17 protein-coding genes are annotated in these 24,528 nt (G+C 45.3%); 2 read left to right on the top strand and 15 right to left on the bottom strand.

What is annotated here, in order from left to right; genetic code table 11:
- Positions 1 to 178: 178 nt before the first annotated feature.
- The 9 genes from NFI80_RS20255 to NFI80_RS20215 form a co-directional block, all read right to left on the bottom strand.
- A complete protein-coding gene (locus NFI80_RS20255; protein WP_235166021.1) occupies positions 179 to 1,066 on the bottom strand; it encodes a hypothetical protein in 888 nt (295 codons plus the stop codon).
- Between the two features lie 1,660 nt (positions 1,067 to 2,726).
- Positions 2,727 to 3,311, bottom strand: coding sequence for a hypothetical protein (locus NFI80_RS20250; RefSeq protein ID WP_235166019.1), 585 nt, complete (start codon positions 3,309 to 3,311; stop codon positions 2,727 to 2,729).
- On the bottom strand, positions 3,308 to 4,243 hold the full coding sequence (locus NFI80_RS20245; protein ID WP_235166017.1) for a relaxase/mobilization nuclease domain-containing protein: 936 nt from the start codon (positions 4,241 to 4,243) through the stop codon (positions 3,308 to 3,310). Before NFI80_RS20245 ends, NFI80_RS20250 begins: the two co-directional genes overlap by 4 nt.
- The gene (locus tag NFI80_RS20240) at positions 4,233 to 4,610 is read right to left on the bottom strand and encodes a plasmid mobilization protein (protein WP_235166015.1); all 378 of its coding nucleotides are present in this window, start codon (positions 4,608 to 4,610) and stop codon (positions 4,233 to 4,235) included. The genes NFI80_RS20245 and NFI80_RS20240 overlap by 11 nt, the downstream gene beginning before the upstream one ends.
- 123 nt (positions 4,611 to 4,733) lie before the next feature.
- Positions 4,734 to 5,663, bottom strand: coding sequence for a DUF8464 domain-containing protein (locus NFI80_RS20235; RefSeq protein WP_235166013.1), 930 nt, complete (start codon positions 5,661 to 5,663; stop codon positions 4,734 to 4,736).
- Between the two features lie 331 nt (positions 5,664 to 5,994).
- Positions 5,995 to 7,086, bottom strand: a complete 1,092-nt coding sequence (locus NFI80_RS20230; protein ID WP_235166011.1) for a primase-helicase family protein — start codon at positions 7,084 to 7,086, stop codon at positions 5,995 to 5,997.
- On the bottom strand, positions 7,076 to 7,375 hold the full coding sequence (locus NFI80_RS20225) for a helix-turn-helix domain-containing protein (protein ID WP_235166010.1): 300 nt from the start codon (positions 7,373 to 7,375) through the stop codon (positions 7,076 to 7,078). The genes NFI80_RS20230 and NFI80_RS20225 overlap by 11 nt, the downstream gene beginning before the upstream one ends.
- A 72-nt stretch (positions 7,376 to 7,447) precedes the next feature.
- Positions 7,448 to 8,467 carry a hypothetical protein gene (locus tag NFI80_RS20220; RefSeq protein WP_235166008.1) on the bottom strand — a complete coding sequence of 340 codons (1,020 nt, stop codon included), beginning with the start codon at positions 8,465 to 8,467 and terminating at the stop codon, positions 7,448 to 7,450.
- A 52-nt stretch (positions 8,468 to 8,519) separates the two neighbouring features.
- Positions 8,520 to 9,758: a site-specific integrase gene (locus tag NFI80_RS20215; RefSeq protein WP_235166006.1), complete on the bottom strand. Its 1,239-nt coding sequence runs from the start codon at positions 9,756 to 9,758 to the stop codon at positions 8,520 to 8,522.
- Between the two features lie 511 nt (positions 9,759 to 10,269).
- Here NFI80_RS20215 and NFI80_RS20210 point away from each other — a divergent pair.
- On the top strand, positions 10,270 to 11,718 hold the full coding sequence (locus NFI80_RS20210; RefSeq protein ID WP_235166005.1) for a baeRF7 domain-containing protein: 1,449 nt from the start codon (positions 10,270 to 10,272) through the stop codon (positions 11,716 to 11,718).
- Between the two features lie 102 nt (positions 11,719 to 11,820).
- On the opposite strand, the gene NFI80_RS20205 is transcribed toward NFI80_RS20210, so the two are convergent.
- Positions 11,821 to 12,204: a hypothetical protein gene (locus NFI80_RS20205; RefSeq protein ID WP_235166003.1), complete on the bottom strand. Its 384-nt coding sequence runs from the start codon at positions 12,202 to 12,204 to the stop codon at positions 11,821 to 11,823.
- A 42-nt stretch (positions 12,205 to 12,246) separates the two neighbouring features.
- Positions 12,247 to 15,672 carry a ThuA domain-containing protein gene (locus NFI80_RS20200; RefSeq protein ID WP_374759699.1) on the bottom strand — a complete coding sequence of 1,142 codons (3,426 nt, stop codon included), beginning with the start codon at positions 15,670 to 15,672 and terminating at the stop codon, positions 12,247 to 12,249.
- Positions 15,673 to 15,820: 148 nt separating this feature from the next.
- Between NFI80_RS20200 and NFI80_RS20195 the strand changes: the two genes are divergently transcribed.
- On the top strand, positions 15,821 to 16,549 hold the full coding sequence (locus tag NFI80_RS20195) for an NUDIX hydrolase (RefSeq protein ID WP_255699631.1): 729 nt from the start codon (positions 15,821 to 15,823) through the stop codon (positions 16,547 to 16,549).
- 57 nt (positions 16,550 to 16,606) lie between these two features.
- On the opposite strand, the gene NFI80_RS20190 is transcribed toward NFI80_RS20195, so the two are convergent.
- The 4 genes from NFI80_RS20190 to NFI80_RS20175 form a co-directional block, all read right to left on the bottom strand.
- Positions 16,607 to 18,073: a Gfo/Idh/MocA family protein gene (locus NFI80_RS20190; protein WP_026631804.1), complete on the bottom strand. Its 1,467-nt coding sequence runs from the start codon at positions 18,071 to 18,073 to the stop codon at positions 16,607 to 16,609.
- 226 nt (positions 18,074 to 18,299) lie between these two features.
- Positions 18,300 to 19,478, bottom strand: a complete 1,179-nt coding sequence (locus NFI80_RS20185; RefSeq protein WP_235166001.1) for a dienelactone hydrolase family protein — start codon at positions 19,476 to 19,478, stop codon at positions 18,300 to 18,302.
- An 80-nt stretch (positions 19,479 to 19,558) separates the two neighbouring features.
- A complete protein-coding gene (locus tag NFI80_RS20180) occupies positions 19,559 to 21,334 on the bottom strand; it encodes a RagB/SusD family nutrient uptake outer membrane protein (protein ID WP_235166000.1) in 1,776 nt (591 codons plus the stop codon).
- Between the two features lie 18 nt (positions 21,335 to 21,352).
- A complete protein-coding gene (locus NFI80_RS20175; protein ID WP_235165999.1) occupies positions 21,353 to 24,481 on the bottom strand; it encodes a SusC/RagA family TonB-linked outer membrane protein in 3,129 nt (1,042 codons plus the stop codon).
- Positions 24,482 to 24,528: the final 47 nt, after the last annotated feature.

The raw sequence follows: 24,528 nt of genomic DNA, 5'->3' as shown, positions 1-24,528 counted from the left end.
GGTGCAATTTAGTGAGAGGGTGTCAGCATTCACACTTGTTAATGCTGACAAGAACAAAAGAATTGTAGCAGCAGTCGACTTAAGACTTATACTTTAAAAATGACGTGGCAGTTGCAAACTAACTTAGGCAGGAGCAGCGGAGAAAAGCTATAAGGTCAAACCCCTATTGGCTGTATTTTCACTTTTCATCTTTAAGTTTATTTTGCTTATCCGATTCTTCTTGTACACTTTTTTTTCTATCAATAAATGGAGCCATGAATACTTTACCTAGATGAATTTTCAATTTACTCAGTTTTGAATCTTCCCAGTTGAATGGTATAGACCTAAAATTGAATTTATCTATAACTTTGAAATATTCTTTGTGTGTTTCGGTTTCATCTTGCGGCATATATAGTTCGTGATCAACTATACCATAAGTTCTAAATTTATCTGCAACAATACAGCCATATTGAATACATCCACCTACCGTCGAGATATTTTCATCTTTGATGATTTCATCAAGCAAATGAAACTCAGTATACGGATACTTTATTTTCATTTTAAGTTTTTCTGCCATTTCAATTGCACTAGCGTCCCCAAGATATATTAACTGGTTATTTTCCAATTTAATATCTTCTCTTTTAAACTCTAAAATTCCCTCTTGACCTATTTGCGAATAAAATTTAGACAAGTTAATTTCACCTGTTTCTGGGCAAACACCTGTGAAAAAAACTTCTGAAACTCCTCGTTCTCTATTTATCCCAACTAAGTGCTTAGAAATGTGTTCATATAAAATAAATGATATTTCAGATATTTTGTCAAAGTTGATTATTTCGTCACTATATATTTTAATGTTAGAGGTTAATTCAGAAATTGTGTTTGCTAGATTACTTCCATTCAAATAGCTACCTGCAAAACACATTCCGTAGGTAGATTCAAACACAACATCTTTATTCTTTGAAACCGTTACGATTATTGTGAATACTTTGTTTGCGTTGTCTGTAACAATACCATTAGGTCCTGTAAGCCTTGAGTCCGACATTAGGCTTAAATTTTCATTATTTTTCCAAGCTAAACAAAGTGTCATATGTTAAGGGCATTTAAAAAATTGTAGCTAATGTTTAGGAGCTTTGCGATGTTGGGCACTCATTGAGCTTCAGACCGACCAACACCAGTGCCTTTATTGAAAAAACAAATGTACAATGCTTTGTATGTCCTCCAAATATTGCAACACCCATGTTGGGAACAGTTTTCTTCTATGAACGGATAAATTTTATGGCTTTGCCTGTCTGACACAAAAGCTAAGAGATCAAAAGTCAAGTTGTCAAGCAAGCTACATGATGACCAATGCGTCCAAAAATTGCTGTTAAGTTTCTGATTGCCAGACTTTCAATACAAATTACGCATTGCGTAGGTCGTATTGTTTAGAGGAAGCATATGGGAACATATGCTTATGCCTGTGTGCGATTAAATTACAAAGCCTTTAAGGAAGAATAAAGTTGTACATACCAACGAAATGCAGTATTTTGAGTTTACCACAACACAAAGTTTGACGTGCAAGACTTGGAAGCGAATTTCTAGATAATTTTGGAAAGAGCCAGGGGATTACTTGTAAAATGTTTGAATGGATTTGAAAATCCGTTTTGGCATTCCACGCGGCCGAAACATTCTGACTTGGGCATAATGGTACTAAGTATATCAGCCGATACAATAGTATTGACTTAGAAAACTACCTGTATAGAAAGCTAGGATCAGACCACCCAAAACTATTGTAAACTGCAAGACCTCAGTAATTAGAATAGGAGCGACGTCGTCTGACGACGAAATTGAATCGAGTGAGCAGTCAAGTATGAGGTTTAGTCAATAATGGCTGCATACATACTTAATCGAGTTAACGCCTGTGCCCATCAGTGGGCAAATTCGTGCTCAAAGCCTTTAGATCACGGCCGAAGATCTGCAGTTACTGCCAAAAGCCGGCTATTCAGTCATAGATATTTACTCTACCAGCTACAAACTATATGTTTTAGCATAACATTGAGCTTTTGAACCCGCTGAGAAGTAAATCAATTGGGAGAACAAAAATGGACATGTGTGCATCACAAAAAAAGAAAGGAAAATGAGCCATCGTTTTTTCTGCTCTGAGATCAGTTTACTTTCTCATAGGCTATTCAAGATACACTCATTTTTTTTGCGGGTGAATCTATCTAAGATCCGTGGTAAGCAAATCCATACTCGCAAAACGCTTTACCTTTATTTCAGTGTTCTGCTTGAAAATAAGCGTGTAACCATCTTTGCCTCCGCGCTGGAGCCGATTACCAGAACTTAGCACATAGTTACCTTCAACAACAAACGCTACACGAATTTTTTCGACAAATCTTCAATGTCGGATACTTCTATACCCACAACAACTATATACCGTCAATGACGCTTAGCTGCTTTTCCCCTTCTTTCCCTTGCAGCTTCTGCAATCTGTTCCAAAATGGAACAGATTGCAGAAGCATCTAACTCACACGTGTATATATTAACTATGTTTACTAAAGCGGGACGCTAAACGGAAAATATTTCAGGTAAGAATTGGAGCTATTCGATAAAGAAGTAAGCAATCCACCTTTATTCAGCTCCCTTTTTTTATGAGCAAGTCAAGTACAAAGGTTAACTAAGTATCCAATAGCAATTTCATAAACTTTTGTTACAGAATTCACGCTTTTAAATCAATGAATACGATTATCCCTCAGCAAAAGTCAAAATCAATCCCTTTTAAGCTTATTAAGCAACTCCCTCGCTTGCCTCGCCTCATCTTTCCTCTGTCTCAAAACTTCTTCGGCTTCTTTGACTGTTAGCTCATGCGCCTCGCGCTTCTGCGTTTCAAGTTCCGCCCGCTCAGGATCTTCATAGTAAATACTATCAACTCTCGCCGTAAGCGCCGGACTGAGCTGCCGGGCAATGCGGAATTTGAGATCGGCTTCTCTGAGTCTACTGCTTTCGCTGTAATTGCTAAAAGCCACTGCAACGCTTATAGCCGTTGTGAGCAATAGGGATGCTGCCGAAATAATAAAACCTTTCGAGCGAAGGTCAAAATGATGGTGGTGCCTCACCTGTGATATTTTTGGGATACTTTCTACTGCTTGCTTGATTTCAGAAAAGTCAGCTTCCAACTGTTGAGCTGACGAATTGGATTTGAAATCGTTTTTCAATTCAATCATTGTATCGGCAACCATCGTGTTTTGAGATTCAATTGCCGTTTGGATCAGACTCTCAATAGATGCGTTTTTCCTGATCACACGTGATAGCACTTCTTCAATCGATTCGAGTTGTTCTTCTATCTTTTTCATAAGCTTTGTCCTAAGTATTTTTTACGTTTCTTCTTTTTTGATGGATTCGAACTCTGCTGGTCATATTGCTGAACTGGTCGGAGCAAGTCATCAAGTATTCGATCGTCCGGGATCTGCTGTGAGAGGGTTGCTGCCCGAAATCTTCCTTCTGGGTGGTTGGGCACATATCCTGGCTGCTTTCGAAACTGCTGCACCATCGCCAATTTATGGTTCTGCCGGATCAACGCATCCAGTTTGCCAAAGCTTAAACTACGATCGATCTTTGATCCTTTAAATTGCAGATCGTCTTTGGCGAAGCTGACACCTTGGATCTCACTTGTGCCCGATTTGTATTTGAAAGTTGTCACGATGCCTTGTCTTTCCAGCGTTGCGGTCAACTCATTCCAACTGACAGCGTTAGCACTTGCCAATTTGATTGAATCATATAATTCATATCTGACTTTGTCTGCCCCTTTCAACTGCTGCCGGTTAACTTGCTGTTTGCCCTTACCCAAATGATATCCGTATCTGAGCGTGATCTTCTTGCAGATCTTGCGGTTCCTTTCTTTTTGAAACCGGTCTGTGATCGTCTTGCCTTCGTTATCCACCCGGTTGTAGATAATATGCAGATGCGGTTGATTTTTCTCCCGATGCTCAACCAGAATAAACTGCGTTCCGGTGATCTTCATCTTTTCCATGTATTCCAATGCACGCTGCCTCATAATCTCAGGCGATAGTCTAGCGGCATCTTCCTTACTCCAGCTCAGCGAGATATGCCCGACAGCTTTTGTTAAGTCCGGGCTTACGTTCCTTTGCATGTTAAAATCTTGGATCATAGCCTGTACTTCACCTGTTCTCACACCTTCCGCCAATAGCAAAATTGCATCCTGCTTTTCCATAGCATACCTGATCACGCCACCAAAACTGCTACCAATTGTTACCTTACCGATCACCTCTGCTTAGCTTTTTCAGGATCAAATCGATTTGTAAAAGCAGCTCCTTGCAGGATTGCCGGATGAATGTCAGGCCTTCCTTATGTGCAAGGTGCGTGAGCTGGTTTAGGTTGTTGGCCGTGCCTGTAAGTGTCCTGAGATATTTAAGGTCATCAGGTTTTAACCTGGCTAAAACTTTCGCTTTCTTAGCCGATTGCCGCAGCCAGGCGCTTGGTTTCATGCCTGCATCCCTCGCTTTCTCTTCAATCAAGAAACGCTCGGTTTCTGTCAGCCTAACCATCAGCTGGCTCTGCCTTTTTACTTTTTTAGGTGGCCTGCCGCCTTTGGGATTATAGGGCTTTGGGTCTTTGATTTCTGTCTTTTCCATCTCACATTCCATTTTCTGTTTTAAACCTTTGCGACCAACGGGAGTAAAAGGCAAGTTTCCAGTCGCGCGGGAGCGGGACGGGTTTTTGCGAAGCGAAAACACAAACTTGCTCTCTGAAGACTTTTACAAATGCAGCCCGCCAGACTTTTTAAAAATCTGCTGCTTTTTGATCTGTTTTTCCGGCGATTTGCTTGCCATCAGAAGCTCATTTAGATCCTTGTGGTTATGATAAATACCCGAGGAGTCCACGCAGTTTAGCCCTGCATCCTGATATTTTTCCATCAGCTTTTTTCCTGCTTCGTCCCGGTCTGGATAAATGAAAGCGGTCCGGTAATCTTTGAGAATATCCAAGCTTCGGTCTGCCAGACTGACGGAATTGAGCACGAGAAAATCGCTTTGGACCGGCATGTGTTTTCGCAGTGTTAAAAGGGAAAGGAAATCCATGAAGCCCTCCAATACACACACTGACTTGTGCCCGCTATTGATATGGGTAATGTCCTTTGGGGATGATGAGCCCTTGAAGTGTGAGCTTCTAAGCTCATAACCTCCTGAGCGGTTTTCAAACCCTGCGGCATAGTAGCTCTTATCTCCAACCTGGTAGTAAACTTCCTTGCAATATTCCCGGGCAATAGAGAGGTCAATGCCGCGATTTTGTAGGTATTGGCTGATAGCGACGTTACTATCCAAATCCTTTGTGCTTGTTATCTGGATTGCCGATTGTTTGGTTTCAGGCGTAACGTTCCTATCTATATACGCATTCCGTTCAACGGACTGTTGCGGGTGAAACAACAAATGTTCAGACCCAAGTTTTTGCAGCAATGCTTTTGTATCGCATTGGAAAAGCTGACGGCCCAAGTCGATGATATCGCCTCCCTGGCCGCTGCCGTGGTCATAGTATAGGTTCAACTTCGCATTGACCTTGAAAGACGGCGTCTTCTCGTCGCGTAAAGGCGAGAGATACCAATGGTCCTGACCGCGGACGTAGTGGGGATGGATGTTACAGTTTTGCAGGAGTTCGACAATGGAATTCTCCCTGGCTTGTTCACAAGTCATAATTTACAGGTCTTTAAAGTTTGAAAAAGTGATGAAATGATGCGAGAGTCACGTAAGTGACCCTAAATCAGGGGCTTATGCCCGCATCGAGAAAGCATCAATTTGCATCAACAGCCGCATCGTATATTTTAGGTTGATGCGCCTTGATGCTTATTTTGATGCGCCGTATATATTTACTAATCAATGTGTTAAATATGATGCGCATCAATTCATCAAAATTAGAGCAGTTCATTGAGCTCGTAAACGCGGCTTCGGGAAAGGCAATAATATCGCCCTTTTCCTGTCTGCTCGTAGACGGTCCCATCCGTCAAAAATTTGAACTGTGAGTACGTTAGTGAGTTTTTCGCCGGGGTAAGTTTCCAGGCATTTTGCAGAACCCGTTTAATTTGCACCACGTCTTTGTATCGCACATGCTTCTTATGAGCCAGTCTTGAACATCTCCTGTGCAAAACCGCAGTTCGTCAAGATCCTTCTCATCGCATATGGTTAGCAAAATGTGGGCAATCTCCACTTCCAGCTTGTTCCTATTTTGGTTAAGCAGCTTTTTTAGGGCTTGCGTGGCGATCTGCTCTGGGGTAAACCACATCCTTGTTCTGTTTGGATGGGCAAAGTCCCGGCTAGATAGGAAATGGATAAAGAATGGGATCTCGCTTCGAAGCTCATTCAGTAATTTGTGATTATCTGATTTTAGTGGCGGCACCTTCCTGACCCAGTACCGAATCTCTCCAGGCTCGGCAATAATGAAATGATCTTCATTGTTGCTGCAAAGGATAAACTTGCCAAAAAACTCTGTTTCCTGCCGGTCGACTCCTTTTGCTTCAACCTTGTAAAAACGGGCGGTGCTCAGGTTCTTAATGCGCTCTGAGTCTTCCTTTCTGTCGAGGAACGTTTCATCGACTCCTATGACCAGCTTTTGCGCCCATTCGATGTTGAAGTTTGAACGAAAATCTTCATTGCTGTTGATGGTCATGTTCTCTCCAAAAATCGACTTGACAAAATGAAGAAAGGTCGTTTTTCCTGTTCCACGTTCTTCACTGACCAAACATAGAATCGGCAGGATCTGGGTAGGCCGTTCAAGCAAGATCTTGAAGTAGTCATAGCCCATTTCGATCTGCTCCCCGAAAATATGTTTGAGAAAATGAAAGACCGTAGAAGCGTCGCCCTGACGGGCCACATGCTGAAACGGCTGGTAGCGGTTGTAAAACCCGCCTACTTTCTGCTGGTAGTCCAGATGGCTTGGAACGAAGCAAAAGCCATCGTAACATTCAACCCGGTCTTTCAGATAATCACGGCTATGGTCCAGCCGGATGCATTCGGCTGACCAGGGAATTAAGGTCGTCATCGAATCTCCGGAAGATAAAGGACGGTTCACCTGTTTAAAGTAGCTGGTGCCGATGCGGAGATAAAGCGGTTCATCTTTCATGGCTACCTACGGTTTTTTGTTGTCCGTTCGCTATCCATTCCAGGAGCTCCTTACGGGAGAAAAGGAGTTTACCTTCCATTTTGCAGAAAGGGATCTTCTTTCTTTTCACCAGCCCATATATTGAAGTCTCCTTGTACTTCGTAAGTACTGCCGCCTCTTTTGTATCAAGAAGCGTGTCGCTGGTGTCTGTAACCGTCGCAGGTTTTGTCTCTAAAACCTTTCGCAGTGAGGATTCAATCAGGTCAGCGAATTGCTGATCATTTAATGAGACTAAAACTGTTGTGCTCATCCCTTTTGTATTTTGGTGATGAGCAAAGCAAGGCCAGAAAAGCGTGAAAAAACAATATGAAGTTGACTAAGTCTATTCTCTGATCCTGTACTCGTTGATTTTTCTTAATGTTTTTAAAACATTTTTAGAATAGGGGCTATCAGTTAAGTTGCTGATACTTTGTACAATGTTGCCGCGCTCCTTATTGATGTTACTTCGAAGGCTTTCAAGCTTGGTCTTCGAGTAGCACGAGAATGTATCAATTAGAAGTTGACAGTAACGCTCCAAGCCAATGTTGTTGCGGTCAGTATTTAGCTTGTAGGTTGCATGCATCAAAAGATTAAGGACCCTTTCATAATTTCCGGGCGGCATTTCAAAGTATTTGTGGGCATGCCTTTCAAGTTTGCCACCCTTGTCTTCAAACAGCATTCCCAAAAGCTGCAATACTTCCACCTCCGATGTAAACACCTGTATCGAATTGACAGGCTTACATTTCCACGCATCAACTAAGATCAACCATAGCGAGATGATTTCATCGACGGAATAATCGAGTGGAATCCGGTCGTATTCCCCCGGAACTACTATAACAGGTTGTTGGGGTTCATTGGATAACACCACAGCTGCTGGCTGATGCGGCATTATCCGCAAAGTGTTTTCACGTTCCCCGCAGGCACGGACAAGATAGGCTTGAATAAAGCCCAAAGCGTACATGCAGGATGGGACCGCAAAACCCTCAAAAAACAAATGATCAGCGCAGAATTTAATGAAGTGATCAAGTTGCTTGATTTTCTGATAAAGATCCGGATTCAAGAGGGCAGATACGATTTGACCCGGGTAATCCTTCATTCCTTCAAAATAACCTTGCTCGAATTTACCTCTCAACTCGTTGACATAATTCTGCCCAACTGTAAAAAGGTGATCAACGATGATGTTGTCCAACTTGCTTTGTTTGCCGAAAAGAGCTAGCAAATTGGGTTCGCTGACAAAAACTGGGGCCACATCATCACCTGCGATATTTTGAAAAGGAAAATGGAAAGAGAGATAGTCGGTCTCGGCTTTAGCAAACACGCGATCTTCAAACCTAAGAAAAGGGTATTTTCCTTGCTCATCCAAATCTATCCCAAGATTAGGATGAAAACCCTGTAAATTGAAAAAGTACATTAAGCTAGATTGTTGAGTTGATCAATTCATCTAACAACGGATCACCGATGTCTTCTAAATAGATATCTGTCGTCTTAAGGCTATCATGCCCCAGGCTTCGACCGATGGTTTCCTTTGATATGCCATTCCTGCGGAGAGCTGTTGCATATGAGTGCCTGGCCACGTAGGTGGTTATTGGTTTTAAGATACCAAGGGATATTCCAAGTTCTTTAATTTGCTTGTTTACTCGTGTGAGTATTTTCTTCTTACGATCTCGGATGGACTGGATAGTTGCATGCCGCTTATAAAGAATGGGGAATAAATAGCCAGCATCGCTATTCCCCTTCAAATCTCTGTAGTATTCTAAGATCTGAATTGCTGCTGGATGCAATCGAAACCTGAACTCCTCCTTGGTTTTAGATCTTACATAGTGAAGCTCTTCGTCTACGATGTTAGTCCATTTGAGTTCAGCCAAGTCAGTAAAATTTAATCCCCTGCAATAAAAGCTGAAAAGGAAGTAATTTCTCGAATTGATTAAGGAGTCGTTTTCAGGATCTATCACCGCAGATGCAATCAGTTCAATCTGATCCCTGGTTATAGCCCTTTTCTTGGTGCGAGGATTATTATACTTAGAAAATGAAAAGTCCTTAAACGGATAATGTGTTTCAGGGTAATACTTTTCCTTGATCCCAGCTTTCCAAAGTGTACGGAATGTTCTCAAGTAAAAACTTCTCGTAACTATAGAGCAACCCCTGTCAATCAGCCAGTTCTCATACTTATTCAAAAATGAAAGCCCAATTGACAAGATATCTGGGTCCTTTTGGTTTGTAAAATTTTTTAGGCTTTTCAAAGTTGAAACATAGGACTCTGCGCTTCCCAACCGGTTCAAACTACGAAGCTTGGCGATATGTTCTTCGAAAAGTACAAAGAGCTTCTTCTTCTCGCCTTCCGTTTGGCCTCCGGTCAGCTTTTTTACCAGAGCCTTGACATCTTCGAACGATGGACGTTTGCCTTGTTTGCCAAAGGAAATTATCATAAAATCAACTTCTGACTCTATCGTCCTAAGCAAAAGGTTGATTTCCTTATGTTTTGGATGTATTTTGCTTACAGATTGAGATTTAGGCTGCCATTCCTTTTCACCCGAATATCTCCTTGTACTAACCAGCAGGTTCTTTCTGTCGATAATTATTTGAAGCATTATCGCAAACTGATCTTCCGCTGATTCTTGTTTCTTTCTTAGGACAAACTTGGTTGAAATAGCCATGATGCTGCAACTTTAGGTCGAACATAGGTCGAACATTTCGTGTCTAACGTAAGTTAACCAAAGTTACAAAAAATAATGAAAATGCTCATTTAGAGATGCTTAGGATAATCCTACATAGAGAAACTTCTTGGAATAATACAAATTTGCTCCGATGGGGTGCTAGGGGTCGCAAGTTCGAATCTTGTCATCCCGACAAAAGCCTGGTCTAACGACCGGGCTTTTTCGGTTTTATACGCACTAGCCTGGGGTGCTAGGGGTCGCAAGCGGCCGCCGCGCGGCCGGCGAGGCACGGTTCGAATCTTGTCATCCCGACAAAGCCTGGTCTAACGACCGGGCTTTGTCGGTTTTAAGGCGCACTGGCAAGGGTGATAGGAATCGCGAGCGGACGGAACGAATATCGGTGTCGTCCAGGTTGCAGACAAGAAAATCTATCTCATTTGCCCGAGCCAATGTTGGCATAATTTTTAATGCATCGCCAGCCTAACAGTAAGTATCAAAATCAGTTTGAATTATGGGAAAAGATCAATCAGGTGGATTTCATCCGCCCAAAGGAAAACCTTCAACCATTAACAAAGTGGAGGGATTAGGAATTTCCAATGCGCCAGCTGAGAAGTTGGATGAGTTTTTGGAATTGGATAATAAATATGTCGAAGACGACCTGACCCTGGATCCGTCGCTGCCGATCCGGCACCCGAACAGGAACACCTCAAAAGGCGAAAATTCTTTCAAGGGTAAGGAAAATAAGCCTGAAAGTGATAAAACAGCCGAACTTTCGATAGATGACGAGAATAAAACTGAGCCCGAAGAGCTTCCGCAGGTGCTTGATAAAGAGTTGTTTATTGAGCTAGCCAGTTATCAGGCGCCCTGCTGCGTTACCATGTACATTCCTACCCATAAGTCGGGTGTGGAAGTGAACGAGAAAAAGGATTTGATTAATTTCAAAAATGCTCTTCAGGATGTTTCAAAACGATTGGCTGATAGGGAAATTCCTCAGGCGGTAATCGAACAAATGCTGACGCCAGGTTATGAGCTGCTGCAAAACGATACATTTTGGGCTGGCATGAACGAAGGGCTCGCAGTCTTCATTTCGGAGGGCTATTTCAGGTATATTAAAATGCCGGTTGCTCCCGAAAACGAGCTGATGTGCGAAAAAAGCTTCTACGTCTCCCCGTTGATCCCGATCATGGCCAGCAAAGAGCATTTCTTCCTGCTCGTCATCAGCAAGCAGAAATGCAAGTTGTTCAGAGCGGATGCATTTGGAATGGAATACATCAATGTGCCCGACCTGCCCGAGGAAATGATGGACGTGAAACGGATTTCCGAAAAAGATGCGAGCACGGTTCGTGTAGCAAACAGCTCGGGAGGCGGCGCCAATTTTCACGGAATGGGCGGAGGCAATCCGGACGAGAAAGCCAACATTGCCACCTATTTCGAGCATGTGGATGATATTTTGTACAAACAAATATTGCATACCGAGAATGTGCCGCTTCTCCTGGCCGGGGTGGAATATCTGATCCCGATCTACAAATCCGTTTGCGACTACCATAATGTATGCAGCGAATCCATAACGGGCAGCCATGAGCACGATGATAAGTATGAGCTGTACAAATTGGCCAAGGAAATCATGTTGCCTTATTTCGAGCAACCATTGGACAAAGCGCTGACGATCTTCGCCAATCAGTCGGCTACGGAACTTACTTCATCGTCTCCCAACGAAATCATTCCCGCAGCTTATTACGGCAGGATATCCCACATTTTCGTAAAAAAGGCAAATCACATTTGGGGCACATTTGATGAAAATTCGAACGAGCTCACACTTGGTGATTCAGAAAGTGCCGACTCGGAAGACTTGCTGGACGAAGCATTGATTAAGACGATTCAGAACGGTGGCGAAGTGTATGTGTTGGACGAGGATAAAATGCCCGCCGAATCGCCTGTTGCGGCGGTGTTCAGATATTAGAATTATAGAGAGCTGAACATTTGTGAAGTTAACATATGAAGTGGCCCGTCGAGTTGATGCTCGGCGGGCCGCTTTGTTAATTACTCAGCTATCAACTCAAACCTACTCCTTAATCCGGACCGCCGTAGCATCAAACATTCCGTTCATTACCGAGCCTTTCAAATGGTCATCATCTACTTTTGCCAGGTCCAAAGACACTTCCGTTCCTTGCGCTTCGAAGAAAATGGTCATTTTGTTTCCTTCTTCCATAATGTTTGAGATTGGCAAAGCATTTGGGTTTTTTCCTGTGGGATCTTTCAGTTCACCGGTCATTTTGCCGTCTTTGCGGGTTAATTCGGTCACCAGTTTAGAATCTCCGTCGGGAGTGCCTACAACCAAAACTTCCCACTTACCCAGGAAAAAGTCGTTCGTTGCTGCGGTTTGGGAAAATCCGTTAATAGCAAATCCTAAAAATAAAAATACGAAGGCGATACAGGTTCTTTTCATTGTTCTGGTTAATTAAAATTGAGAGACTGACTATTATTTTCTTTAATTACTTATTTCCGCAAGCTTAAACTCCGCTCCAAGCACAACCATCAGCGAATGTCCATCGGCTTTGGGATTGGTAAATACAAGGTAAACATCGTGCAGTTTGCCATCCGGTTGCCCTGCCAGTTTGATTGGAATACTTAGGATGTTTGGTTTGAAATCCATTTTTTCGGTCGGTTCGAGGAATTCGGACGTTCCTACTACCGGGCCGGTAGGGCTGTCGAGCCGCAGCTCTACTTTTCCACCGGCAGCATTAACCTGCGGCTTTGGTGCGATGGCTTGCAACTGCACCTCCGAAATTCCGCTCAGGTCTGTTTGTTTAAGCACAACATAAGATCCTGATTTCGAAGCAATAGCCAGGTTCATACCACCATTTGATATCTTCATCATGTCTTCATACACATCGAAATTGTGCATATCCATTTTTGCATTTTTCAGCACAAGCGTCTTCTCCGACTTCAATGATGGCAAGCCGCTTGCACCACTATCCTCATAAGCAGCCCTTACAATGAAAACGCCCTTGCCTTTATCGCCTGCCGGAACTTTGGCCACATAGCTGCCTTTTGCAGGCATTGATTTCTCCTTCGGCTTTTCGTTGGTCACATTCAGAATGTATTTCACCATTTCGGAAGCGTCCGCCGCTGAAAGCTGGGGATGTGCAGCCATGGCCGTTTCACCCCAAACACCTCCCCCACCGGCGATCACTTTCTTAGTCAGCTTCTCAACGGCCGAATTATCGCCCTTGTATTTGGCTGAAACCTCGCGGTAAGCAGGACCAATCGACTTTTTATCCACACTGTGGCAAGCTTTGCAATCACTGGCTTCGATCAGTTTTTTTCCAGGAGCAAATGCGGCGCTGGCATCTGCCGAACGGTGTCCCTGCGCAATGGCAATTTTATCAAAACCTTCGGCCAGGTAATCAATGTTCACTGCAAGGCGGTCTGCTTCAATGCCTTTTTCCAATGTTCCGTCTTCTTTGTCAGAAACTTTTACATCATAATTAAAAGGTTTGTTGGCAGCATAAAACGACTTGTTACCCATTGGCATATCCAGGCTTAATACCGGCGGCTCGTTGCCAACCGTAATTTCCATCGACTGCGTGTTGACGCCGCCTTTACCATCATTGACGGTCAAAGTAGCTTTATAAACACCCAGCTTGGTAAGTGTCAAATTCGCTTCCGGCGTGTTGATCTGCTTTGAGAAACCATTTTTCGAAGTGATTTTCCATGCATAATTCAACATATCGTTGTCTGCATCAACCGTTCCTTTTGCATCCAGTTTCAAAGCAAGCGGTGCAGAGCCGCCCATTTTGTTAGCAGCCATCTGGATCTGCGGTTTGCGATTGCCACCGTTATATTCAATGCGGATTAAGCGCGCATCATCATTCGCTGAAAACCAGCCTGTTCCGTATTCCAGCATATACAAATCTCCGTTTTCCGCAAATTCCATATCCATCGGATTGGAGAACTTGTAGCTTGGCATGAACCGCTCCATAGCAGCATAATTACCTTCCTGGTCCATCGTCACAGACATAATCCAGCCGCGCATCCAGTCGTAAGTAAGCAGTTTGCCGTTATAGTAAGCCGGAAATGCATTAGTCGCATTTCTGAACCCATCCGAATAGAAAACCGGCCCAGCCATTGCATTTCTACCACCGCTACCCGTTAAAGGAAACTCCTTCGAGGCGCCATATGGATACCAGATAAATGCCTTTTGAGCCGGCGGAAGCACTTTCAAGCCGGTATTGCTCGGCGAATTGTTGGTAGGCGCAGCAACGTCCCACTTTTCCAAAGACTTGCTTGCCGTAAAATCAAACTTATTATATGCCATATTGTCTCCCACAAAATGCGGCCAGCCAAAATTTCCCGCCTTACGGGCTTGTCCTACTTCATCGTGCCCGGCAGGTCCTCTGCTGGAATCCGGCTTGGCTGCGTCCGGGCCAACCTCACCCCAATATACGTAACCCGTTTTCTGGTCCACGGATATCCTGAATGGGTTTCTGTGACCCATTGTGAAAATTTCCGGCCGCGTCTGCGGGGTTCCTTTGGCAAAAAGATTGCCTTCCGGAATGGTGTAAGTTCCGTCCGGCTGTGGCTTAATGCGTATGATTTTGCCACGAAGATCATTTGTGTTGGCAGAAGATTTCTGCGCATCCCAGGCTGACCTTCCCTCGCGCTCATCACTCGGGCTGTAACCATTCGAGCCATGTGGGTTAGTGTTATCCCCTGTCGATAAATACAGGTTACCCGCTTTGTCCCAGGCAATTGAACCACCCGTATGGCAGCATTCTTCACGCTGCGTTTCCACTTCCAGCAGCACCTTTTTGGTTGCAAGATCCAGCTGGTCTCCCTTCATTTCAAACCTTGCCAGCACATTCTTAGGCGCTTCCGGTATGGAATAATATAGGTAAATCCAATGATTCTGAGCAAAGTTCGGGTCTTTGTTCAAACCCAAAAGCCCATCCTCGCCTGTCGATTCCTTACCTTCCTTATTTTTGTACTTCGTACTGACCGGAATGTTGGCAATGTTCTTCAATTCTTTCGTTTTGGCATTATAAAGCCGCACTTCTCCTTTACGCTGAATGAACAGGATTCTGTCTTTGTCCAGCACGCTCAGCTCCATCGGTTCATCCAGCTTTTCTTCCAGGATCACCTTTGTAAAGCGGTTCTCCTCAGGTCGGGATTTGGAGAAATCCACTGTTTTCGGTGAATCACCGCCAGCTGTATATTTAATCCCGGCATACAGATGGTTCAGGAAAAGAGGGTCAGAGAATGTCTCGTCCGTATGTCCCATCGCCGTGTAAAACGAGCGGCCGCCGTCGAATTCCTGATACCATCCCATCGGGTGAAAATCAGGGTTTTTGCCGCCTGTATAGCTCTTTTCATCAATTTTAAGTACAATTTTGATATTGGGTGAAATGTCTTTGAAGCTGTAAAACTCATCCGTTCTTTCAAATTCATCCGGCATCCCTTGCGTTGCCCAATGATTTTTTTCGGTCACGATGAATTTCCCTTTTTGCACATTGCTGGGTATCATGGGATGATCCAGGAAAAAGGCACCTGCAAGTTGTCCATACCAAGGCCAGTCATATTCCGTATCAGTGGCCGCATGTATGCCCGTGTAACCTCCGCCCGCCTGAATGTATCGCTCAAACGCAACTTGCTGCTCATTGGTCAGCACATCACCTGTTGTGTTTAGAAAAACGACAGTATTATATTTTTTCAGGTTAGGTTCGTTAAACTGGCTGGCATCTTCCGTGAAGCTGACACCGAAACCCTTCTCTTTAGCCATTTTGGTCAATGCTGTTTTTCCGGCAGCAATGGACTCGTGCCTGAAAGAAGCGGTCTTACTGAAAACCAACACATTCACCTTTGGGGTTTGCGCGTCAGCAGATTGAAACGTCAAGCAAAAACTCAAAGCGAGCATGCTTAGTAGTAGAGACTTTACTTTCATCCGTTATCTTAGATTTGATTGAGTGGAAGCAAAGCTATGATTAATTTATTTATTGTCTTAAATTTAGACAATAAATATTTTTCTATTTTACATTTGTATTGTACTACATCCCTAAACCTACATGATACGTAATCCAAGTGAACAAAATTATATTGAACAGCTGTCTATCGACTGTGTGATATTCGGTTACCACAATAAGCAACTCAAAGTTTTAGTGCCTAAGCTCAATTTCAATGGTGATTTCTGGGCCCTGCCAGGTGGTTTTGTTTCGCAAGACGAGGACATTGATACAGCAGCAAACCGCATTCTTCAGCAGCGGACCGGCATTAAGGAAATTTACCTCGACCAGTTTCACATTTTTGGAAAAGCTGCGAGGAACAGCTTGAAATTCATGACTAAGCTTATTGAACTTAATCCGCAGCTCCTGAGCGAAAACGGGCAGTATGGGAAGGAGTTCAATTGGTTTACAAAAAGATTCGTTTCAATCGGCTACTACGCGCTTGTGGACCTGAACCAGGTCGTCCCCGAAAAAACGGACCTTGACTCGTCGATTGATTGGTACAACATTAAAGAACTGCCAGAAATGATCATCGACCACAACGAAATCGTCACCAAAGCGCTTGAAACGCTTCGCTTCCACCTGGACGAAAAGTTGATCGCATTCAACCTGCTCCCCGAAACATTTACGATGAAAGATGTCCAGGAACTTTACGAAACCATTTACGACAAACCTTTTGCCAGAAACAATTTCCAAAAGAAGATCCTGGATCTGAATGTGTTGGAACGCCTGGAAAAGAAATTCACCGGCGCCGCTAACAAGGCGCCCTATCTGTATCGCAGGAAGAGTTAGGGCACAAAAAAGCCGTGATCTTAGCCACGGCTTTTTTGCTAAAAGTTAATGAGATTCTTAAACCCCCAAGCTCCAACCTTCCCGGTAATTCCGGCGGACGAACTGGTTTACTTCGTCGAAGTTGGTAACCTTCATGTTTTGAGCGTCCCAGAGCATTTTCATGTTGCTTCCCGGATATGTGAAGCCTTTGCCGTCTTCTCTTGCCTTTGGCATATCTGCGCCGCGGATGGCGAGGTTGGCACCCAGGATTGCTTCGGTTAGCGGACCTGCCAGTTCGAATGGTGAGCTTAGCTCCATCTTACCGTAACCGGCGATGCAGCCTTCCACCCATTGTGCGTAGTGACCGTCTGCGCTTCCTGGTACGCGGGCAAATTTTTGTTTTACTTTCACTTCCTGCATTTTGGTTAATGGCAGCAAACGAGGGTTAGCAGCATATTCGCTGGCCATCATTTTGCCTTTTGAGCCAACAAACAAAATACCGCTGTTGCCATCTCCGAATAATTCATTCGGGCCAAGTTCCTCCGGACGCTCCGGCTTGATGCCGCCGTCCATCCAGTGCATGGTTACCGGGCCTTTTGTTTTGGCTGTTTTTGGGAAAGTTAATGTTGCGTGGCTTGATGGCGGGCAACTGTCAGGGAAAATGCCTCTCTTGCCAAAAGCAGTAAAAACGCTGCCGACACTCGCCTGCATATCCGTTGCATATTTCAATCCCAGCACGCGGAACGGAGCTTCCATCAAGTGGCAGCCCAGGTCGCCCAATGCGCCTGTTCCGTAATCCCACCAGCCTCTCCAGCTTCCGGGGATCAGGTTTTCTACATAGTCTTTTTTTGGTGCTGTGCCCAGCCAGAGATCCCAATCAAGTTCCTTGGGAACCGGTGGTTTTTCGGACGGCCAGGGGATGCCTTGTGGCCATATCGGCCTGTTGGTCCAGATATAAACCGTGTCGACATCGCCAATGATGCCTGCGTCGTACCATTCGTGCAATGTTCTTACGCCGTCGCCTGATGAGCCCTGGTTTCCCATCTGGGTCACCACTTTATATTTTGCTGCAGCTTCGGTGAGTTTTCTTGCCTCGTAAATATCATGTGTCATCGGTTTCTGCACATAAACGTGCTTACCGAGCTGCATGGCCGCCATGGCTACAACTGCGTGCGTATGGTCGGGCGTGGAAACCGAAACTGCGTCAAAGTTTTTGGATTCTTTTTCAAACATTTCCCGGAAGTCCTTATAATACTTGGCTTTGGGATAATTGGCAATGCTTGTAGCAGCACGGCGGTCGTCTACATCGCATAAATAAGCAATGTCGGCCTTCCCGCTTTTTGCAAAACTCGCAAGATCTGATGTCCCTTTTCCGCCTACTCCTACACCCGCAACCGTGAGCCTGTCGCTGGGTGCAGTGAAGCCTTTTCCACCCAGCACGTGCCTTGGGACAATCATAAAACCTGCCGCGGTCACACCTGCAGCTTTAACAAAGTCTCTCCTGGAAGAGGTTGACTTTTCACTTGTTGTACTCTTTTTTTCCATCACGGGTTTTGGTTTAGTGCTTTGCCAGCAACAATTCAGCCTCTATCCAACAGTTTGGACAGGTTTATTATTTTGTTAAGCAGGTTATTTTCATAATTTACTCGAAAATAATTCACTGACTTCCTGCCTCTCTAATGCTACTCCAAAACCGTGTGAAAAGACTATTTAACCTGTCCAGCGTTTTCCTCCAACCGTTTGCATTTCGTGTTGCGACCGTTTATCGTTTTTATGCCAACCATTTATCGAACCAGTCAAATGCGTCAGCCTGCATTTGTGCATCGAACTTGTGTGGGCCATCGTAGAAACCTGCCTTATACTTTTCCGCAGCGCCTGCCTTTTTGAAAATCTGTTTTAAAATATGATCTGCCTGCTTCATTTCTGACAATGTAAACAAGGCATCCTGGTTATTGTTCTGGACCAAAGTGGGCAACGGAACGCGCAGACCTAGTATTTCGGGAAAATCCATATAGTTGGCCAGCAATGGCGCAAAGGTCATCCAGGTATGATTGTAGGACCGGTTAAGCACAAGATCATTGAATGTGGTCATAAAACCAACGCAAACGGCACACTTGATACGGTCGTCCAAACCAGCCAGATAAACAGTCCGGACACCACCCCCGGACAGTCCCGCACATCCAATACGCTCGTTATCAACATCGTTCCGGGCGCTTAACACAGACAATGCTGCCTGGTCCTCAGCCAGACAAACGCCCGGCCAGGTTGTTCCTGCACAAAAGAGGGATTTGGACATTACATGCTCATGCTCTTTGGACCATTCATTATAGGTCAGAATGTGCGTTTCCTCATCCGGATTCTGGTCCGTTTTATCCTGCGTTTTCAACGGCCCGTAGTCCAGGCCAGCAACATCACCATAAAATACACGCCGACTCCCAAAAGCAAATGTGTCGTGCACCAGCACAGCATAACCGTGCCTGGCAATGTCGTTGGCCCATGCGTTACCGCTGTAAACCGCAGCCTGGTGTTTTACGATCAGCGGATGTTGCTTGTCGGAAGTCTTTACCAACTTCGGATAGCCAAAATACTTTTTCCCCGCATGATCATGCAGCGCAAGAATGGCTGGCAAAGGCTTCGAGCTTCCCTGTGGCTTTAAAAAAACCGCCTTGGTACGCTTCCCATAAGGCAATTGCCAGGACAGTTCCTCAATATCCAAGCCATCGTAAACATACTTTTCTTCCAACTTCACCACCGGCATTTTTCCCGTTCCAGGCGCAGAAAGCAACTCAGCAGCTTTCGCCCTGGCTTTCGTCTTCCAGTCAGATAGGTTTTCCCAACCGGCATTCCGGAAGGATAATGTTCCTGGCTTCTTTGCAAGATTGGCGAAGTAGTTTCCGTATGCGCCGATAAGGCTTTTTTCGGGTGGCTGGGTTGGATGGTCGTGCTTCATGGTTCATGTTTGATACAGGTGCTGGGTTGGGATCATCGTGCTTGCGCTTCGGCTCCGCTCAGCGTAAGCACAATGCCCCCCTACTCAATCGTCATCAGCGGTTCCACATTTCGTTCAGCTCCGTCATAGCCTGCGTTCTGATTGATCACTCCCTTGGTATTGGCTGTAATAACCAGAGAAGGAATGGGCCATAGGACATGGAATGGAGCCATATTAGCGGTGTTACCCAGCAACTGCACCTTTTTCTCGTACGTATTATTGTAACGCATGACGCGGTCGTAGAAAAAGTTTTTCTCGCTGAAACTGGCCAGATTGTAGCCGCCCAGATTGGATTTAGCCATAATATAGGAAACTCTTACCAGTTCCGAATGTCGCGGCTCTTCGGCGAACAACTCGCGGGCGCGCTCGTTCATGATGAAGTCGATTGTTACTTCGCCAGCGGATGTGGGCAATGCTTTGGCCCGCTCCCGGACTTTGTTAATGTCTGCTGCTGCCAATGCATGCTGATTTTTCCAGTAATATGCCTCGGCTCTCAGCAAATAAGTTTCCGCTAACCTGAAAATATACCAGTCCCCATTGCCGCCCACAGTGCGGGCGAGCGGATCGTCCATGGGATTGTACATAATGTAATGCGGCATTGCGTACACGTGCTTGAATGTATCGATCGGATTAGCGAGGAATGCGGTGTTGATCACTTTTCCATAATCGACGGAAGCGGGATTGTTGTAGCGTAACTCGTGCTTATCCACCCAATTGATGTCGCTTCTGCGTAAATCCGTTGTGTTTTTCCAGGTTTGCCCTTTGTAAGCCCAGATATCATATTGATAGTAACCCGTGAGCCGCACATTTGCATTGCCAATGCCCAGCGAATCCAGCATAGGCCCGCTCCTGACCATGCCGGGTTTCCCCTGACTGTCCAGCACCTGTGGCTGAAAATACTGGCAATTGTACATCCGCATGGTGTAAAGTCCTTCCGAGCGGGCTCCAGGAGGCGCTTCATAGCGATCAATGGATGCGAGGATGGTTTCCGTATTCTGTGCAATGCTGAAATTCTTGGAGCGGTGCAAATCCCAGATCAGATTGCGGTAAGCTTTGTCCGCATCCAGGCCAAAACGCTGGTTCATTAAAGCATAGGGGCCATTAATGACTTTCGTAGCAGCTTCAATGGCCTTATCAAATTCCAGGTTGGCAAGATAAATTTTTGCCAGTAAATGATGGGCAGCGCCTTTGGTAATGACACCAGGCTTGGCAGCAACGGGCAGCCATTCCGCCGCATACTCCGTATCCGACTGGATTTTGGACAGGATCGCCCAGCGGCTATGCGTGCGAAAATCGAGCTTGGCACCCTGAATTTCCTCATTAATAAAAGGAACATCTCCATAGGAATTCACCAAACGATAATACCAGTAAGCGCGGTGCCAGTAAGCCTCGGCCAATATCGCATTCCGCTCCAGCTCGGACTTCCATTCAATGTCGTCAATCCTGGAAATGAGCACATTCGCATTTTTAACAGATGAATAAATGACCGTAAACATCGACAGATAGCGGTAATACATGTCGGTGTTCGGGGTGAGATTATAAAAATCCAGCTGCGACCATGGCGAGGCCAGATCCGATGCTGCAAATTCCATGGTCAGGTTCGGCATGATCGTAGATGTGGACGCCGTGCCTGTGTTCTCTGTTTTGAGATCCTTGCGCATGGTGATGAGCAAAGATTCGAAACCGGCTTTGTCTGTAAATACATTTTCAGGACTGAAAAAAGACAATGGTTCCGGTTTCAGCCAGTCTTTGTCGCAGGACGATTGTGTCAATAGCAGCACAACCATTGCCAGGGATATGTTAATGAGACGTTTCATGATTTTAATTTCTTCTGATTACAATGACAAGTTCAAACCGAGCGTAAAATTCCGGGGCATGGCCACATTAACCGACTCGGGGTCCCAGCCGGGCCATTTATCAAAACTGTATAAATTGCGTCCAGATGCAAATATCCGTAAGCTGCTCAATTTCAACCGCTCAGATATTGCCCCGGGCAATGCATAGGAAAGGTTCACATCCTGGATCCGCACAAAAGAAAGGCGTCTGTAAATCTGGATTCCGCCGCCAAAAACGTTTGTGTTGGTGTTAAGCCGCGCATATTCGTTGTTGCCGTTTTCCGGCGTCCAGTAAGGGAAATCATTGGTATTGCGGCGATCGTAAGTGTCTGATCCGCCTGATCTTAAACCTTCCTGGAAAGGTGCGATGTGACCAAATTCACCCCGCAAAAACACGGATGCCGAGAAATATCTGAGGAACGTAAATTCATTCCGGAGCCCAACCCTGAACCGGGGCTGGCGGTAACCGATGAACATTTTGTCTGCTAATGCCTCATATTTGCCATTTCCGTCTGCATCCGTTGCCTTGAAATCGCCCGGTTGCAACTTATAGACTTCTGCCGCTTCCTTTTCATTCAACTGCCAGATTCCCGTCACGTCGTAATTCCAGACGCGGTCTAATGCTTGTCCTGGAAACCATTCATTGGAATAATCCGGCAGCTCGGTGGTAACGGTCTTTCCATCCACGGTTTTTTCTTCATAATCCCCAAAAAGACGCTTTATCTTGTTTCTGTTAAAGGAAAAAACCAAACTCGACCGCCAGCTGAAATTGCGTTTTTCGGTGTTAATGGTGTTGATTGTCATTTCAAAACCTTTGTTTCCCAATTCACCCAGGTTGGATGTAATGTTTTTAAAGCCTGTGATTTCAGGGAGTAAGCGGTTCATTAACAGGTCCGTAGTGGTCATATCATAATATTCCATACTCAGATCCACGCGGTTTTTCAACAAGCTCAAATCCATCCCGAAGTTAATAGAGCGCGTTTTTTCCCAAACCAGATCGGGATTAGCCAGCGAATTGTTGTAAACCCCCACCTGCACATTGGAACCATCATAATATTGGGTTGAAAGAAGTTGCGCAAGGGCAGAATATGCGCCGATATCGCGGTTACCATTCACTCCCCAGGAGGCACGGAGCTTCATTTGACTTACAAAATCGAGGTTAAAGAATTTCTCTTCCGATATTTTCCATGCAACCGCCGCTGCCGGGAAGGTTGCCCTTGGTTGTTTTGTTCCAAATGCGGAAAAGCCATCTCTCCGGAGCGAAGCTGTGATCAGATATTTATCCAATAATGTGTAGTTCAATCTCGCCATTGCAGCGTCGCCTGTGATTTGCGTATCATTGGTCAGTAATGCCGGGTTTGTGCCATATTGCAGGCCGTGGTATCCGAGGTTTTGATTGGGTACAAAAGTCTGATTACTGATCGTGGAAGCCCAGCCGCGGTTTCGTTCGGAGCTGTAAAGCAATGTGAGATCAAAACGGTGCGCGCCAAATTCCTTATTCCAATGCAGCAGGTTGTCCAGTATCCATTCGTAAGTGGAAGAATCATCGCGTGTTCCATAACCGTTACTGCGTGTAGAACCGCCATCAAGCGTTTTGGACGACCAGAAACTATAATCTTTCAGCGTTTCATAGCGCGGCTGGAAAGAAATTTTGTAGTCGAAACCAAAGGGCAGCTTGATCTTTGCATACATGGACGCAAATAATGTGTTGATCTTTCTCATTTTTTCCTGCCCAAAATAATTGATCAGCGGATTGGCTGTTGCGAAGCTGTTGGGATACCAGGAAACGTCGCCATTGTCTTCAAACATGGACCCGTAAGGGCTCATAATGAACATTTGGCCCAGATTTGCCGTCACAGCGCTCTCATCCCGGTCTGCAAACTGCGTGTTTACACCCACATTCAGGAAGTCGGTAACCTTGAAATCCACATTCAATCGTGACCGGATGGTAGAAAATTTGTCCCCGCGTAAAACGGCTTCGTTATTTTGATAACCCAATGACCAGTAATATGTTACTTTATCCGATCCGCCCCCGATGCTGACATCGTAATTTTGTCGCTTACCTGTCCGTATGACCTCATTATACCAGTCCACAGACTTGCCTTCGAGGAAATTTTCAGTTTCAATAGGAAAAAAACGCAGGCGTCCCAGCCATTCCTGGGTGTTGTCCTGCTGCGGATTGTTACTCGCATTCCGCCATTGGTCAATGGTCACGCCAGCAGGCAGTTGGGTCGGGTTATCATAGTAAAATGTGGGATTATTCGGGTTCGTGGCTTTGAGCAGATCCCTCCTGAATGTAAGATAACCGTCCTTATCGAAAGGCTTGAAGTCATTGGTGGGCTCGGTAATGCCCACATTTGCAGAAAAATTAATGATTGGCTTTCCGGTTGCGCCTTTTTTGGTTGTAATCAAAATGACGCCACCTGCTGCTCTTGCCCCAAATACGGCCGCCGAGCTGGCATCTTTCAGAATGTCCATCGTTTCAATGTCGGCCGGGTTAATGTCCGCAATGCTGCCGTTGAAGATCACTCCGTCCATCACGACCATGGGATTTGTGGACGCATTCAGCGATTTGGGACCGCGTACTTGCAGCGAACTTCCGCCCGCAGCCGTCGCGCCCTGGTTGGCATTGAAGCCGGCAACGGTTCCGGTCAGCATGTCGGTAAGCTGGGTCATGGGCTGATTTTTAAACGTTTTGGCATCAATCCGGATCACCGCCCCTGTTAAATCACTCTTTTTCATCGTGCCATAACCGACCACAACCAGCTCATCCAATGCATTCACACTCGGTTGCAGCGTGGTTTCTATCACCGATTTCGTTCCTACGGGAATTTCTTTAAGATTATATCCGACAAAACTGAAAGTCAGCACCTCCGAACCGGCCGCCTGAATCGAAAAACGACCCTCGGCATCGGTGGTGGTTCCACGCTGGGTGCCCTTCACGATCACCGAAACGCCAGGCAGGCCAACCGTGGTCACGCTATCCAGGACACTGCCCGAAATGTTTTTCAAATCTTGCGCATGAAGATTCTGCCCAAGCCACATGGGCCCGATCCACGCCAAGCTCGTCAGCAATGCGAGCATCAGGCAGATTTTCATGGATTTGTTCTGTCGTAATTTTAGTTTCATAAGAGTTTGGTTATCATTTTTTTCGCATAGCAATTCTGCTTCACAAT

Source organism: Dyadobacter chenhuakuii (genome assembly GCF_023821985.2).
Classification (GTDB): Bacteria; Bacteroidota; Bacteroidia; order Cytophagales; family Spirosomataceae; genus Dyadobacter; species Dyadobacter chenhuakuii.
The sequence above is the reverse complement of the archived record's forward strand: the minus strand, read 5'-3'. Positions and strand labels throughout refer to the sequence as shown.